This window comes from Acinetobacter sp. A2, from assembly GCF_012371325.1.
Lineage (GTDB): Bacteria > Pseudomonadota > Gammaproteobacteria > Pseudomonadales > Moraxellaceae > Acinetobacter.
The window spans coordinates 1-12,845 of record NZ_JAAZQX010000050.1; the positions used below are offsets into that span (position 1 = coordinate 1).

Annotated in this window: 22 protein-coding genes, 4 pseudogenes and 1 other annotated feature; of the genes and pseudogenes, 13 read left to right on the forward strand and 13 right to left on the reverse strand. The window is 37.2% G+C overall.

Going from position 1 to position 12,845, the window contains the following annotated elements:
- A pseudogene (locus HHA43_RS12635) lies at positions 1-795 on the reverse strand (IS3 family transposase); the annotation flags it as partial.
- Positions 404-520 (reverse strand) — a sequence feature (AL1L pseudoknot). It overlaps the preceding pseudogene by 117 nt.
- Positions 796-845: 50 nt before the next feature.
- Between HHA43_RS12635 and HHA43_RS13360 the strand changes: the two are divergent.
- From HHA43_RS13360 to nadS, 7 genes are all read left to right on the forward strand, one after another.
- Positions 846-1,208 carry a zinc ribbon domain-containing protein gene (locus HHA43_RS13360; protein WP_416240607.1) on the forward strand — a complete coding sequence of 121 codons (363 nt, stop codon included), beginning with the start codon at positions 846-848 and terminating at the stop codon, positions 1,206-1,208.
- Positions 1,209-1,303: 95 nt separating this feature from the next.
- The gene (locus HHA43_RS12645) at positions 1,304-1,876 is read left to right on the forward strand and encodes an HdeD family acid-resistance protein (RefSeq protein WP_159139015.1); all 573 of its coding nucleotides are present in this window, start codon (positions 1,304-1,306) and stop codon (positions 1,874-1,876) included.
- 810 nt (positions 1,877-2,686) lie between these two features.
- Positions 2,687-2,902, forward strand: coding sequence for a cold-shock protein (locus HHA43_RS12655; protein ID WP_151711055.1), 216 nt, complete (start codon positions 2,687-2,689; stop codon positions 2,900-2,902).
- Between the two features lie 97 nt (positions 2,903-2,999).
- Entirely contained in the window at positions 3,000-3,227 is a 228-nt protein-coding gene (locus tag HHA43_RS12660; protein WP_004745640.1) for a hypothetical protein, read from the forward strand.
- A gap of 66 nt (positions 3,228-3,293) precedes the next feature.
- Positions 3,294-3,491 carry a hypothetical protein gene (locus tag HHA43_RS12665; RefSeq protein ID WP_004755867.1) on the forward strand — a complete coding sequence of 66 codons (198 nt, stop codon included), beginning with the start codon at positions 3,294-3,296 and terminating at the stop codon, positions 3,489-3,491.
- A gap of 186 nt (positions 3,492-3,677) precedes the next feature.
- Entirely contained in the window at positions 3,678-3,998 is a 321-nt protein-coding gene (locus HHA43_RS12670; RefSeq protein ID WP_104483799.1) for a type II toxin-antitoxin system RelE/ParE family toxin, read from the forward strand.
- On the forward strand, positions 3,991-4,263 hold the full coding sequence (nadS, locus tag HHA43_RS12675) for a NadS family protein (RefSeq protein ID WP_005108769.1): 273 nt from the start codon (positions 3,991-3,993) through the stop codon (positions 4,261-4,263). Before HHA43_RS12670 ends, nadS begins: the two co-directional genes overlap by 8 nt.
- A 478-nt stretch (positions 4,264-4,741) precedes the next feature.
- Here the strand turns inward: nadS and arsC are convergent, their stop codons facing one another.
- Complete coding sequence (arsC, locus tag HHA43_RS12680; protein WP_168461853.1) at positions 4,742-5,170, reverse strand: arsenate reductase (glutaredoxin); 429 nt, start codon at positions 5,168-5,170, stop codon at positions 4,742-4,744.
- 82 nt (positions 5,171-5,252) lie between these two features.
- On the opposite strand from arsC, the gene HHA43_RS12685 reads away from it, so the two are divergent.
- Genes HHA43_RS12685 through arsH form a run of 3 tightly spaced genes read left to right on the forward strand, consistent with a single transcriptional unit; the run spans position 5,253 to position 7,322 of the window.
- Positions 5,253-5,567, forward strand: coding sequence for an ArsR/SmtB family transcription factor (locus tag HHA43_RS12685; RefSeq protein ID WP_067731901.1), 315 nt, complete (start codon positions 5,253-5,255; stop codon positions 5,565-5,567).
- 4 nt (positions 5,568-5,571) lie between these two features.
- Entirely contained in the window at positions 5,572-6,612 is a 1,041-nt protein-coding gene (gene arsB / locus HHA43_RS12690) for an ACR3 family arsenite efflux transporter (protein WP_168461851.1), read from the forward strand.
- A 5-nt stretch (positions 6,613-6,617) separates the two neighbouring features.
- A complete protein-coding gene (gene arsH, locus HHA43_RS12695) occupies positions 6,618-7,322 on the forward strand; it encodes an arsenical resistance protein ArsH (protein WP_034583466.1) in 705 nt (234 codons plus the stop codon).
- A 150-nt stretch (positions 7,323-7,472) separates the two neighbouring features.
- Here the strand turns inward: arsH and HHA43_RS12700 are convergent, their stop codons facing one another.
- Together HHA43_RS12700 and HHA43_RS12705 are read right to left on the reverse strand one after the other, a co-directional pair.
- Positions 7,473-7,709, reverse strand: a complete 237-nt coding sequence (locus HHA43_RS12700) for a hypothetical protein (protein ID WP_168419269.1) — start codon at positions 7,707-7,709, stop codon at positions 7,473-7,475.
- Positions 7,710-7,748: 39 nt separating this feature from the next.
- On the reverse strand, positions 7,749-8,270 hold the full coding sequence (locus tag HHA43_RS12705; RefSeq protein WP_266095972.1) for an IS5 family transposase: 522 nt from the start codon (positions 8,268-8,270) through the stop codon (positions 7,749-7,751).
- Between the two features lie 121 nt (positions 8,271-8,391).
- On the opposite strand from HHA43_RS12705, the pseudogene HHA43_RS12710 reads away from it, so the two are divergent.
- Positions 8,392-8,544 (forward strand): annotated as a pseudogene (locus tag HHA43_RS12710) (recombinase family protein); the annotation flags it as partial.
- Between the two features lie 117 nt (positions 8,545-8,661).
- Here the strand turns inward: HHA43_RS12710 and HHA43_RS12715 are convergent.
- The 3 genes and pseudogenes from HHA43_RS12715 to HHA43_RS12725 form a co-directional block, all read right to left on the reverse strand.
- Positions 8,662-8,898 carry a VF530 family DNA-binding protein gene (locus tag HHA43_RS12715; RefSeq protein ID WP_168461850.1) on the reverse strand — a complete coding sequence of 79 codons (237 nt, stop codon included), beginning with the start codon at positions 8,896-8,898 and terminating at the stop codon, positions 8,662-8,664.
- A 115-nt stretch (positions 8,899-9,013) separates the two neighbouring features.
- Positions 9,014-9,205, reverse strand: a pseudogene (locus HHA43_RS12720) (type II toxin-antitoxin system HipA family toxin); the annotation flags it as partial.
- A 61-nt stretch (positions 9,206-9,266) separates the two neighbouring features.
- Positions 9,267-9,569 (reverse strand): helix-turn-helix transcriptional regulator, encoded by a 303-nt coding sequence (locus HHA43_RS12725; RefSeq protein ID WP_104489548.1) that lies wholly within the window; start codon positions 9,567-9,569, stop codon positions 9,267-9,269.
- 173 nt (positions 9,570-9,742) lie between these two features.
- On the opposite strand from HHA43_RS12725, the pseudogene HHA43_RS13365 reads away from it, so the two are divergent.
- Positions 9,743-9,886: pseudogene (locus HHA43_RS13365) on the forward strand (hypothetical protein); the annotation flags it as partial.
- Here the strand turns inward: HHA43_RS13365 and HHA43_RS12735 are convergent.
- The 4 genes from HHA43_RS12735 to HHA43_RS12750 form a co-directional block, all read right to left on the reverse strand.
- Positions 9,885-10,145: a helix-turn-helix domain-containing protein gene (locus HHA43_RS12735; protein WP_004647603.1), complete on the reverse strand. Its 261-nt coding sequence runs from the start codon at positions 10,143-10,145 to the stop codon at positions 9,885-9,887. The pseudogene HHA43_RS13365 and the gene HHA43_RS12735 sit on opposite strands and share 2 nt — an antisense overlap.
- Before the next feature lie 281 nt (positions 10,146-10,426).
- Entirely contained in the window at positions 10,427-10,756 is a 330-nt protein-coding gene (locus HHA43_RS12740) for an MbcA/ParS/Xre antitoxin family protein (RefSeq protein ID WP_104489243.1), read from the reverse strand.
- Positions 10,757-11,062: 306 nt separating this feature from the next.
- Positions 11,063-11,383: a type II toxin-antitoxin system PemK/MazF family toxin gene (locus HHA43_RS12745; RefSeq protein ID WP_071850377.1), complete on the reverse strand. Its 321-nt coding sequence runs from the start codon at positions 11,381-11,383 to the stop codon at positions 11,063-11,065.
- Positions 11,383-11,664: a type II toxin-antitoxin system RelB/DinJ family antitoxin gene (locus tag HHA43_RS12750; protein ID WP_071850378.1), complete on the reverse strand. Its 282-nt coding sequence runs from the start codon at positions 11,662-11,664 to the stop codon at positions 11,383-11,385. Before HHA43_RS12750 ends, HHA43_RS12745 begins: the two co-directional genes overlap by 1 nt.
- A 121-nt stretch (positions 11,665-11,785) precedes the next feature.
- Between HHA43_RS12750 and HHA43_RS12755 the strand changes: the two genes are divergently transcribed.
- Positions 11,786-12,049: a hypothetical protein gene (locus tag HHA43_RS12755; RefSeq protein WP_104484675.1), complete on the forward strand. Its 264-nt coding sequence runs from the start codon at positions 11,786-11,788 to the stop codon at positions 12,047-12,049.
- A 69-nt stretch (positions 12,050-12,118) separates the two neighbouring features.
- On the opposite strand, the gene HHA43_RS12760 is transcribed toward HHA43_RS12755, so the two are convergent.
- Together HHA43_RS12760 and HHA43_RS12765 are read right to left on the reverse strand one after the other, a co-directional pair.
- Complete coding sequence (locus HHA43_RS12760; protein WP_104484674.1) at positions 12,119-12,433, reverse strand: hypothetical protein; 315 nt, start codon at positions 12,431-12,433, stop codon at positions 12,119-12,121.
- Positions 12,434-12,533: 100 nt separating this feature from the next.
- Positions 12,534-12,845 (reverse strand): DUF4236 domain-containing protein (locus HHA43_RS12765; protein WP_168542732.1); only part of this gene is annotated, 312 nt, incomplete at its 5' end.

Sequence of the window (12,845 nt, forward strand, 5' to 3'; positions counted from 1 at the left end):
CTCGCGAGAACACATCAATAATAAATGCAGTGTAGACCCAGCCAGAATTGGTTTGAATATACGTAAAGTCACTGACCCATAATTGGTCAGGTCGATCAGCACTAAAATTCCGTTTCACTAAATCATCTGCTCGTTTTTGATCATCTCGGCTGCGGGTAGTTTGTTTGTTCTTACCACGCCAAACACCTTGTATATCTAGCTTCTGCATCAATCGAGCAACTGTACAACGTGCAATAACATAGCCTTCACGTTTCAATTTTTGCCAGACTTTACGTACACCATATCGACCTGAACTTTCTTTCCAAATACGTTTGATTTGTTCTGCATGATGTAAATCATGCTGAGCACGTTTCGCTCGATGTTCTGGGTTATCAACGAGATCTAAAGCCCGATAATAGGTCGAAGCTGCAATCGGTAAAATTCTACAAATCGCTTCAACACCATATCGATCTTTATTGTTATGGATAAAATCCACCATTATTTGTGTGGGCGGTCGAGCTCCGCCTGGGCGAAAAAAGCGGCTGCTTTGCGTAGAATTTCATTGGCACGCTTTAATTCTTTAATTTCACGTTCCATTTGCTTCATTTTTTCTTGGTCAGATATCTGTTGTACTTTGGCAGGATTTAGTTGATCCATATGCTTTAAATACCAAACACGCAATGTTTCAGGAGTACAACCGATTTTAGGCGCAATAGCTGTGATTGCTGCCCAAGTAGAAGGATAATCTTTTTCAGATTCAATTAGTAATTGAACCGCTCTTTCTCTAATTTCGGGGGTATAGTTTGGTTTTTTCATCGGAATAGTCTCTCAGAATATTGACTCTCCGACAAACCCGGTACGGTTCATTGTTAGCTAATGCCCTAACTTCTATATCTCACCGTAGAGGTTCTACGGTGCATCTAGTCAATTCTGCATATACTTCGCAAAGTGATTCTTTCTTACGTGGGCTTTTAATAGGCACACGTAAGGGAGATCGTTTTCACCGTTTCAATGGGGAAGTTGTGCAAGCTGATTGGAATGCTGCGAGAAACGTGCTTGCAAGATTAAACGACAATGAGATAAGTCGTTATACGCCTTACAAAACTGTAAAGCGTATATTGCAAGAACGGACTGACCGCTACAAGTCGGAACTGACCGACTCAGGCTCTAGTTACACGCTTGGCAACAAGACATTAACAGAGTGCGAATTAGTCCTTGACTATGTTTGACTACATTTTAAGGAACAGGAAACGTAAGATTCTTCTAAAGCCAATCAAGTTTTAAAGTATGATCAGTCAAATAAGACATCACTTGAGAAGAAAAGATGAAAACAGTAGGCAATGACTTGGTACGTAGTCAGTTGCATCAAAAGCGAAAATGGTATCTGGGGCTGGGCATTTTACTAGTGATTTTTGGTCTGGTCTTGCTAGCGACTTTACCCTTTGCAACCTTGTCCGTGGTATTCATGTTTGGCGTACTGATGATGATCGGCGGGATTCTGCATTTTGTTGCTGCATTTAAAATTTTTCATGGCGGTTTTCGCTGGTTCTGGGCCTTATTCGGTCTTTTATACTTGCTTGCCGGATATTATGCGTTCAGTACACCGCTACAGACCGCGGTGGTCCTGACCCATATTCTGGCGATTATTCTAATTATTGCAGGTATCATCCGGATCTTGAATAGCCTTTTGTTTCGCGCTCTGGGTGGATGGGGCTGGACTTTATTTTCAGGCATCTTGACCCTGCTGGCAGGGATTGTGATTTTGCAATCCCCAGATGCACCGTTTTGGGTCCTGGGCCTGTTTCTGGCGATTGATATTTTATTTCAGGGGATTAATTACCTGACATTTGCGTCTTATATCCGGTATGAAGTCCCGAAAAGTTCAGCTGAGCTTTAAAAGCTCGCATCAAGAGCGCTCCGTGCGCTCTTTTTTATGTCTTGTGATGAATATAAGTGTGATCAGTTTATGTCAAAAATCTTTGTACTTGCGCCGGGTTCCTTATACTGAACTTGCATAAATTATGTTGTGTAACGTATGTAACAAGTTGAAATTATTAAAAATAGGATAACTAAAAATGCAACCGACTGAATTAAAAAAATTACCAGACTGGTTATTAGAACAGTTACCCCAAATAACTGAACCAGCAATTTTATCACTGCGAGAGGCTTTGTTGCACAAAGATTTCATAACTATATGATTTTAGAAGTTTTGATTATTTTTTGATCCAAAATTAAATTTATTTAAATCAGATGCTTACATATTTATGCAACAAAGCCGTGTCAAATTACAGTTTGAAGTGGTGCCAAAAAAGCATAAATTTCCGCACTGGGATGAAGTTGAATCTTTATTTAAAGAAGATGATTGATCTGATGAACAAACAGATTTCGCATAAGAGATTTTATGTTAAAGAAAATATTAAATAATATAATAAATAAGTTATTGAATTTAATTAATTTTTAAAGAAAAAATATAGATTTTATAAGAAAAATTAATATTTATATCAAAAAACTTGATTATTTTTATTTTTACTGTATATTTAACTTAACTAGAAAAAAAGTCTTGTTTCGGTAAATCTTCCTTAAGTATCGCAGTTTTAGTCATAATCCTTCGTTTTTTAGATTTTAAGTCTCATTCTTTATTATTTTCAAAGTTATTAATCAGTCAATAAAATGACTAAAAAATTATTAAAAATTAGTAGGATATATTATGTCAAACTCAAATATTGTTAAAGGTACTGTTAAGTGGTTTAACGAAACTAAAGGTTTTGGTTTCATTCAACAAGAATCAGGTCCAGACGTTTTTGCTCATTTCAGCGAAATCGCGAGTTCAGGTTTCAAGACCTTATTTGAAGGCCAGCAAGTTGAATTCAGTGTAGCTCAAGGTCAAAAAGGACCGAATGCTGTAAATATTGTTGCTATCTAAGTAATAATAAGCAGTAATAAAAAGCACTCATAAGTGCTTTTTTTATGCTTTAAAATGTTTTCAAAATTGAAAAAATCTCTAAAAAATAGGATATAAGTTGTTAAAAGTAAATGATTTAATTGCAAAATCTAAAAATGGTACTGAAATTATTGTTTCATTAATTCCTCTACATAAAATGCAAAATACACGTCAAGGTTTAAAACAAGTCGAAGTAGGTAAAAGAGTTCTACTGGAATCTGGAATCGAAGTTGATTTAAATTTGGATGGCCGTACATTTTACACTTCTCTAAATCAGCTATTTAAATTAAATCATAAAGTTGCTTAGCGATAAATTTTTAAACATCAATAATTTATGTGGGATTTCCACTGCAATTTTTTTAAGGAAATATATATGTTTAAACAGACTCTCAGCGTAAAAGACCAGTTTGGCGTTAAACACGCTATTCAAGCCACTGTGGATCATGAGTCTGCCAACACGCAATCTCATTTGAATATAAAACATATCACCGTTGATGGTGAAGATATTCGACCTAGTTTTGAAATGCTTTTTCAAAGTACCTTAAGTGGAAAAATATTTAAAATCATCTAGAAATATAGTTTTTATAAAATCTATAGTCTGAATGAAATATCAGGACCTACTCGCTATCATGCGGGTTTTTTATACCTAATATTTATATTTGTAAGCCTTTGCTTATGCGAAACGAGAGTTCACAGCTCTCGTTTTTTTATTCTAAAACTGCTAAAATTCTTATACGCCATTGACGTACTTAAACCTATGTTATTCATTGAAACCAGTATTTTTATTAAGCAAATCAAAGAGCTTGTGAGTGGTGAAGAGTATCGTCAGCTCCAGCAAGATCTCTTGGTACAGCCTGATAAGGGCGACTTAATCAAGAATGGTGGTGGAATTCGTAAAGTACGTTGTGCTCAGGGCAATAAAGGCAAAAGTGGCGGTATCCGTGTGATCTATTATTGGGTTACAGAAGATGATCAGATCTTTTTCCTGGTGGCTTATCCAAAGTCTGTGAAAGATAATCTGACAGACAAAGAAACCTCGATTCTACGTCAATTAGTAAAGGAGCAATTTCATGGATAACAACTTATTTGATGACCTGGTTGCTTCAATCAAAGAAGCTGGTGCCATAAAACGCAATGAAATAAAAGCAAGCCGAGTCACAGCGCTTGAATTGCCAGATATTAAAGAAGTACGTGAGAAAACTGGCTTAACCCAGGCAGAGTTTGCTGCACGTTTGCATATCAGCGCGAGAACCCTACAAAACTGGGAACAAGGCCGTCGTTATCCGACTGGTCCTGCAGCGACTTTAATTCGCATTCTGGATGCCCATCCAACTCTGATTTAAAAGTTTAGATAATAAAAAACCCCGGCATCCTGCCAGGGTTTTTTATTGGAACTTTAGGTCTGTGCTGTCTTAGTGCTTGTCGTATCTGGCCCCATCCTGGTGCTCATTCTTTGTAATTCTAAGGAACATCCTGTTCCTGACCAATTAATCATATGAAAATTCCACTGTCCCAGGTAGCCGCAAAGGGCCGAGATTTATGTACGCCAGAGCGTACAAAATAGCCTAAATTTCATCCACAGTAATTGGGGATAGTTTTCGCCCTGGAAGAGCTGAGAACATTGGGAAAATGCCAAAATTGATTACTTTTTAAACAAGATTATTGGCAAGAACTATCAAAAACGATCATAAAAAAGCCGACTTGTTTCAAAATCGGCTTTTCGGTCATTTTTAGATTTTTATGGTTTAAATAAGTATCTGATATTTCAATTAATATACAAGTGTATTGCGTATAACCACCATTATGTTAAATGGGGCGGATTTATTTAATCCGCTTACCATTTTTATCGATGATTATTTCACCATCCTCTTTGATAAAAGCTCCTAATTGAGGTGCAGACAAAATATCTAAAACGAGTTCAGATGGTCTACAAAGTTTTACGCCTAACTCAGTCACTACAAATGGACGATTAATTAAAATTGGATACTCCAGCATAAACTGAATAAGCTGCTCATCTGTCCAGTGCTGCTGATCCAAGTTGTGAGCTTCAAAAGGTTCCACGTTTTTGCGAATAGCTTCACGTACAGAGAGACCTGATTTCTCAATTAAATTAATGAGTTCACTTTTACTTGGAGGGTTGAGAAGATACTCAATAATTTCGGGTTCTTCTCCGGTATTTCGAATTAGCGCCAGTGTATTTCTTGATGTTCCGCACGCTGGATTATGATAGATCTTAACTTTTGATGACATTGTACTTACTCAGGACTTAATAATATTGCATTTATATATGGATATACGTATATTCGCAATAGCATATATTAGAGTATAGATTATGGATCAAGCAGATTTCTTTAAATGCCTATCTGACCCGACACGTCTAGATATTTTAAAAATTATTTTAGAAAGACAAAATGTATGTGTTTGTGAAATCACAGAGATATTACAACTGAGCCAACCTAAAATTTCTCGTCACTTGGCTTTACTCCGTAACCTTTCAATTTTGCTAGATGAGCGCAAGGGACAATGGGTGTATTACCGATTAAATCCTGATTTACCAGAATGGGTAAATGCAGTGTTCAGTGTTTTGAATGATGAAGTATTAAATAAACCTACGAGCAACTTATCTATCTCTATGCAATGCGAGTAATTCAATGTCCGCATCAAAGCTCTCATTCTTAGATCGAAACCTAACTCTATGGATTTTCATTGCCATGGCATTAGGCGTAGGTATTGGGGTGTTTTTCCCTCAAACATCTGTTGTATTAGATCAATTAAGCATTAATTCAGTGAATATCCCTATCGCAATAGGGCTTATTTTGATGATGTATCCACCACTTGCCAAAGTTGACTATGCAACCTTGCCTAAAGTCTTTGAGGATAAGCGTACCCTTACATTATCTCTTATTCAGAACTGGGTCATTGCACCTTGCTTAATGTTTGGCTTGGCCATTATTTTTCTGCACGCCTATCCTGAATATATGACTGGCCTAATTCTCATAGGCTTAGCTCGATGTATTGCTATGGTCCTCGTCTGGAATGGTTTGGCATGTGGGGATAATCAATATGTTGCTGCCTTGGTTGCGTTTAACAGTATCTTCCAGATCTTGTTCTTTAGTACTTATGCTTGGTTGTTCTTGACCTTCTTACCGCCATTCTTTGGGGTAGAAGCACGAATCATTGATGTAAGTTTTTGGACTATTACCCATGCTGTTCTGGTTTATCTAGGTATTCCATTCTTACTTGGTTTTTTAACCCGGCTGATTTTAGTCAAACAGAAAGGTTTGGATTGGTATCAAACTAAGTTTATCCCAAAGATTAGCCCAATCAGCCTTATTGCGCTTTTATTCACGATTGTAGCCATGTTCAGTCTTAAAGGTGGTGAAGTGATTAGCCTTCCTCTAGACGTGCTTAGAATCGCTATTCCTTTGACGATCTATTTTGTTGCAATGTTCTTCATCAGCTTCTTTATGAGTAAGTGGATGGGTAACGATTACCCTAAAACGACTGCTATTTCCTTTACTGCGGCAGGCAATAATTTTGAATTAGCACTGGCTGTAGCGATTGCCACTTTTGGATTAGCTTCACCTGTAGCTTTCACAACAGTAATTGGACCGCTTGTTGAAGTGCCTGTATTGATTGCCTTAGTGACAGTTTCGCTATGGCTTAGAAAAAAAGTTTTTAAAGAGGTATGAATCTAATGAACTTACCAAATATTGATCTTAGTCTTTTAGAAAAACCGACTTTAGAAAAAGTTCAGGCAAAGAACCTTGAACATCCTCCAAGAATACTGCTTCTGTATGGCTCAAATCGTGATAGATCCTATAGCCGTTTAGCTATTCAGGAAGCTGGTCGAATCCTTGAATATTTTGGTGCGGAAGTGAAAATTTTCCATCCAAAAGGACTACCTCTCCCTGAAGATGGTGATATGCAACATCCAAAGGTTAAAGAACTACATGAACTCTTAGCATGGTCAGAGGGCATGGTTTGGTGCTCTCCCGAGCGTCATGGCTCAATGAGTTCGATATTGAAAGCTCAAATTGACTGGATTCCATTAGCAGCAGGAGCAATACGTGCCACGCAAGGTAAAACCTTAGCTGTAATGCAAGTATGTGGCGGCTCTCAGTCCTTTAATGCAGTAAATCAGTTACGTATTTTAGGCCGTTGGATGCGTATGATTACGATACCAAATCAGTCCTCAGTTCCTAAAGCATTTCTTGAGTTTGAAGAGGATGGTCGTATGAAGCCTTCTTCTTATTACACGAGGATCGTTGATGTGATGGAAGAACTTTATAAATTTACGCTTTTAACTAGAGGACAGTCCGCATATCTCACTGACCGTTACTCTGAACGTGTAGAAAGTGCGGAAGAGCTTTCAAAGCGTGTGAATCAAAAGAGTATTTAGATTTCCTAAAATTAACATAATACACGTTATACGAAATTATTTTAATTTTTCATTTAAAATCAATCATATAGTTACACAGTAAAAAGCCCGATCACACTAGATTGGGCTTTTTACGTGAACAGTCATGTTCCATGCCTGTATGGATAGTCACTACATTTCCAGGCGTTCAAGTTTCTTAATGATTTCAGCTTTCGCTTTATCCAATAACTCTGGATTCGTTTTAGATGATAGTAATTCTTTAGGCTTATTCCCGAGAAAATACGCTATTCGCTCCGCATTGGCTCCCGAAGGATGGGGTAAACTACTTAAAACCTGATTACTATTGAGGATACCGTCCTGAATCAGCATTTCAAATACCTGACATACTTTCGGCCGGCTTTGTTGCATAAAGGTTTGAAAGGCTGATTTCCCTTAAGCTACTCAAATTTAAGAGACAACTTGGGTATGAGGGCGACCTAATTCTGTGAATTTATTCAAAACTGCCATGCGTGCATGGATCTCATTCACCTGATTTGGAAAACTCCGCGCTGTTAATTTATCGCCTAATAATTTGATGCAATGCATCTTGGTTTCAACCAAACTTCGACGGTGATAACCAGACCACTTTTTCCAAAGCGATCTGCCTAGCCGTTTGACTGTCTTTAATAATTCATTCCGCTCTATAGACCTCGCTTGCTGATCCTTCCAAGGCTTTGCATTCTTTCTAGGTGGAATGATCGCATGTGCATCTCGATCTAAAATGACTTGTCGGCAGTGCTTTGTGTCATAAGCACCATCTGTATAAACAGAATCAATTGGTTCATCCAAGGGAATTTGAGCAAGTAAATCTTCGAGTACTTGAGAATCACTGACATTATTTATGGTGAGTTGTACTGCACGTATTTGCAGGGTTTTAGCATCCATAGCAATGTTGTTAGCGGCAGTGTAAAAATGACCCCCTAATGGCATTTAAAAACTGACCCCCTTGGTTAATATAGCGGTCATTTTGGACTGCTCAACATGTTAACTTTGGAGCAAGCAGTGACAATCCAAATACTTCATCGTCTCAAATCTCTATTTGCAACAGTGCCTTTTTGTTGACCGTGCTTCAGGTAAAAATACCGACCGACCAAAATTTCAAGAAATGTTGAACTATGTCAGGGAAGGCGATCAAGTTGTTGTACATTCCATGGACCGTTTTGCGCGAAGCCTGAAAGATTTGGTCACTGAAGTAGATAAACTACAACATGTAGTAGCGAAGATGCTCAAAATGCACTTACTACGTAACATCAGTTAAATAAAAGTCTCCCACAAACCCGGTACGGTTCAAATTTTATGATGAGAGGGGTGTTGCCTGGGACTACAGTTTCTGTTTTGCCTTTTGGCGTAAGACGTACAAATATAAGCTTTCTACTTTTTCACGTGCCCATGGTGTGGTACACAAGAATCGCAATGATGATTTAACACTTGGGTCTATGCAAAAACATCTAATTTCAATTTTACGACTTAAACCTTCAAAGCCACCGTAGTAATCCAATAATTCATCCAAAATGTCAGCAAGTTTTTTGCCGTGTAAAGGGTCATTGGAGGTGTTCATAATAGATCAATCGTATTTTGGGTGGTCATTATTATAACCTGGGCTAGTTGGAAAACTAGAGAGTTGGAATGTAGGTAATGATGGACTGAATAACCACCAAAATTCTGGAGCACACCCAACCATAGGGTGATGCATCATATATATGACTTGGTAATCCCATTTGCTGTGTAGGAAAGTTTTTTCTTAATGGGTCACCTTTTAACGGAAGTAGGTAAGAGGAAAGCTCTAAACCTTTACGGATCGCTTCAGCACTGTATTCAAAGGCAATTAATGGTTGACCTGTGATTGCTGTTGAGGAGACCAGTATACCCTAAAGCCAATATTCACCCCATCCATTGTAGTAAACATTAAATTTTTCGAGCATGGATTTATTTCCTTTTGATACGTTGGCGAGCCGTATTACTCTCATAGCGAAGAATATCATCTACACTGTTTAAATGAGGTTTGAAGAGTTCCTCTAATTCTTGTAATCGGCCCAGGACCATGGCAACGCGTACTAAGTTTTCAAATGAAACATTTCGACCTGCTTCTAGATTGGATACTGTATTCACACCAATACCAGCACGTGCAGCAACATCTGCCTGAGTCATTTCCAGATAAAGTCGTTCTTTACGAAGCCTCTCATATAATAATCCAACAACTTCTTCAGGTTTTCTGAATCTTAAATCCATAATATTGGGTCTTATGTTTGGATATGGCTATTAAGCCACAAAATAATGGAGTTATAAAATGTGTCGGTTGATCGGTGAAAAGGTGCTTTATTGGGTGATTAGATCCTATTAGATTAAAGAAGTCTAATTAGACATTTACAATCTAATAGCGTCTAACAACTTGCTTTAAGCTCAATCAGTTTCGCGTGGTGTCGCGAGGAACTGGGATTTGCTATCAGGTCAATCTGGAATATCTGGCACAAGTGGTCTGGAGCAACGAGGTTGATGGACAGGGCTTTGCCTTTTCTGATACCTTATTCGGTACCGATTCACAATCTATTCATCATATTCTGAAAATATTTCTTCAATTTCATCCCACTGCGGCAATTTATGCTTTTTTTTATTCACTTCGAATTGTAAACCAACACCATCAAGCACACGTTCAAATATGTCAAATGAACCTGTAAAATGGCCATTTTCCATCTCTGAAATTGTTGTTTTATTGACTTGAGTTTTTTCTGCAAGGCTTTTCTGTGTATAGCCTAACCCTTTTCTTGCCAAACGTATTTCTTTACCTATTTCACCTCGTGTAGCCATTTTTTCTCCCGAAATTTGTTAGCTATATAGCAAACTTTTAACTAATTATGGTTAATGTTCGCTATATAGCAAACTTTTATAATGATTCTTGAATAGCTAAATTGAACTTATAAGATTCAATTTAGCCTCGAATTAGGTTAATAGAATCCATATATGTATGACAGTTCTAATAATGAGGTAGTTGTATACCTCTTGAGAAGAGGAACTTCTTATACCTTGAATTTGAATTATTAGACAAAATTATGACTTTTAATTTTCTGTGTAATGAAGCTTTGTATTTCTTAATATTTACCCTGAAGCCGAAGTCCTTCGACTACGTTTAATACAGTAGCTAATCCCTGAGTAGTCTGAATCTGTTTTATCGGAATGCCTTTGGTTAGCTTATTTGGTGACTTCATAAAATGCTGCATCCATTTAGCCTCTCCACCTGTTAGAGCATCTAGTGATATCGCAATACGAATTAAAATAATTGCGAGTTCTCCCTGACTTGAATCGGGATCTAACTCAAGCGAATTTAAAGTTTCCACTGAATCTAAATTGAGAACGATAGCAAGCTGGCTCTGTGTGACACGCGGTAATTTGGTGTGTTTTTCTTCTTTCCAGACATACAATGATGCTTTCCCATATGTGCTAAACAGCTAAAAATAAAACAATATATTCATATTTTTTTAAGTAGGGGAGCAATGGCTGAATATGCCGTATATTGTGTTGTAAAATTATAAAAACCCTATATATAGTATTTTTGATCTTTTTTTAATGGTAATTAAAACCAAACAGGAATCAATTTTTGCTAAGTATATAGACAAATTTAACTTGATTGCATATTCCTATCTTAATGGATACTAAATATAACAAATAGATGAACAGCTATTTTAATCTAACTTGGACATATATTATTCGGCTAGTTGAATAAACAGTTATTGCTCTTTAAGATGATTAATTAATCGTTCATAGTCATTTTTAGAAAGTTTACCAATGTAAGTTAATTTTGTCTTATCAATTGGCAACTGATATGTCTGTACGGTATCAATCCATGATTTTTTACTTAGTCCAACCGATTTCCAATCGGTAATTTCAATATATTTACTTTTAATAAAGTCAGATTTATTGTCATATTGACTACTTAAACGGAATACGATGTAGTCTTTTTTTGTTTGTCGAATATATAAAACAGGGCGAGTTTTACCATCTGCTATGTCTGTAAAACCAACGTAAGCCCAATACAAATCCTGAGCCATTAGTATCCACCATCATCATTTAAAAACTCTTGAGCAGATTTTATATTGGATACTTTTACACTCGGAATATTATGGCTAAGTGCTATGAGTTGTGCCGTATTAAAATCATCATCACTTACTTGATTGCTCACAGGAATTCGACCTGTTTTGGCAATTTCAGCCATAACCATACTAAAAACAGATGCAGGGGTTAGCCCAACTTTTTTGATGACGTACTCTGCTGATTCTGAGATTGCCTCATCCACAGTATATTGAACTCTTTTTTTAATTAGCGTAGACATTTAACACCTCTCAATCTTATTAATGCCATTTTACGGCACAAAATGGTATAAAACAAGTAAATAAGAATTGGTGTCCAAGTAGCTGTTAATTCTGCAACTTGATTGATAAAAGGAGCCGCATATGGAAATTAAACAACTGAAACAGGTAGAATTCGTTACCGATGTTTTATGTGATGTATGCAACCAATCAACGAAATTGGAGTTTGGAACTTTATCGGCACATTGGGGCTATGGCTCCAGGCATGACGGGGAAAGATATGAGTTGCAGTTATGTGAGAAATGTTTCTTTTATGCCCTGACGACATTAAAAAAAGAGCGAGCAGATGAGTTTATGTTTGATGAAAATTTTGACCCTTCAACCCTAGATGGGTTTGGGTTGAAGTGAACCTATCATCGCGACAGGTTCTAAGAATCCAGAAAATACTGATTCAGATCCAAGCCAGCAACTTCATTTTTAATGGCGAGTAAGGGACTCAGGAAAAATATTGTTCTTCGCTTCGAGGTCACTGAGTTCGGAAAAGGCTCGAATACCACCTGCGGCTTTAATTCCATCTAAAGCGACAGATAGAGCTTCCTGATCTGATGGGAATGTTTCATCCCATACAGTAGAAGTACCACTTTGGCTCACCACTTCCAGTGTCCAGTCACTATCAGGTAATCGATAAATTAGAATTTCAATTTGCTCATTATCCTCTTGTAAAACTTGAGATAAGGGAGAGTCGATTAAATCATTTTCATCATAATCCAGAGTGCTGTCATTATCAGACATCAGCGGCAGCCTTTATTGTATTTAACATCCGTCCATAGTAATGAATGAATCAGATTTTGCCTAGCAGGAGGAATATTATCGGTAAAAAGAGCGGTGAATTCTAAAAAAGAATTGCCCCGACAATAAAACAAAATAATCCAAAAATCACCCAAATCCAGACATTCGATTTGGGTTTCTCAGTATGTGATGTATAGAACGATTGTTGTTCCTGAGTAGGATTTTTTTGGTTGCCAACTCTGTTCTTATAGGGCTGGTGTTTTGAATAGGATAGGCCTGTGCCAGGAATACCAACGCTGGTTCGGGTGCCTTTTTTGCCAATATTTAAAGAAGCACCAGGTTTGCCAATGCTTGCACTGCTGATGCCTTTATGCGTCAGATTGATTTTTAATCCAGGTAATATTTTAATACTCTT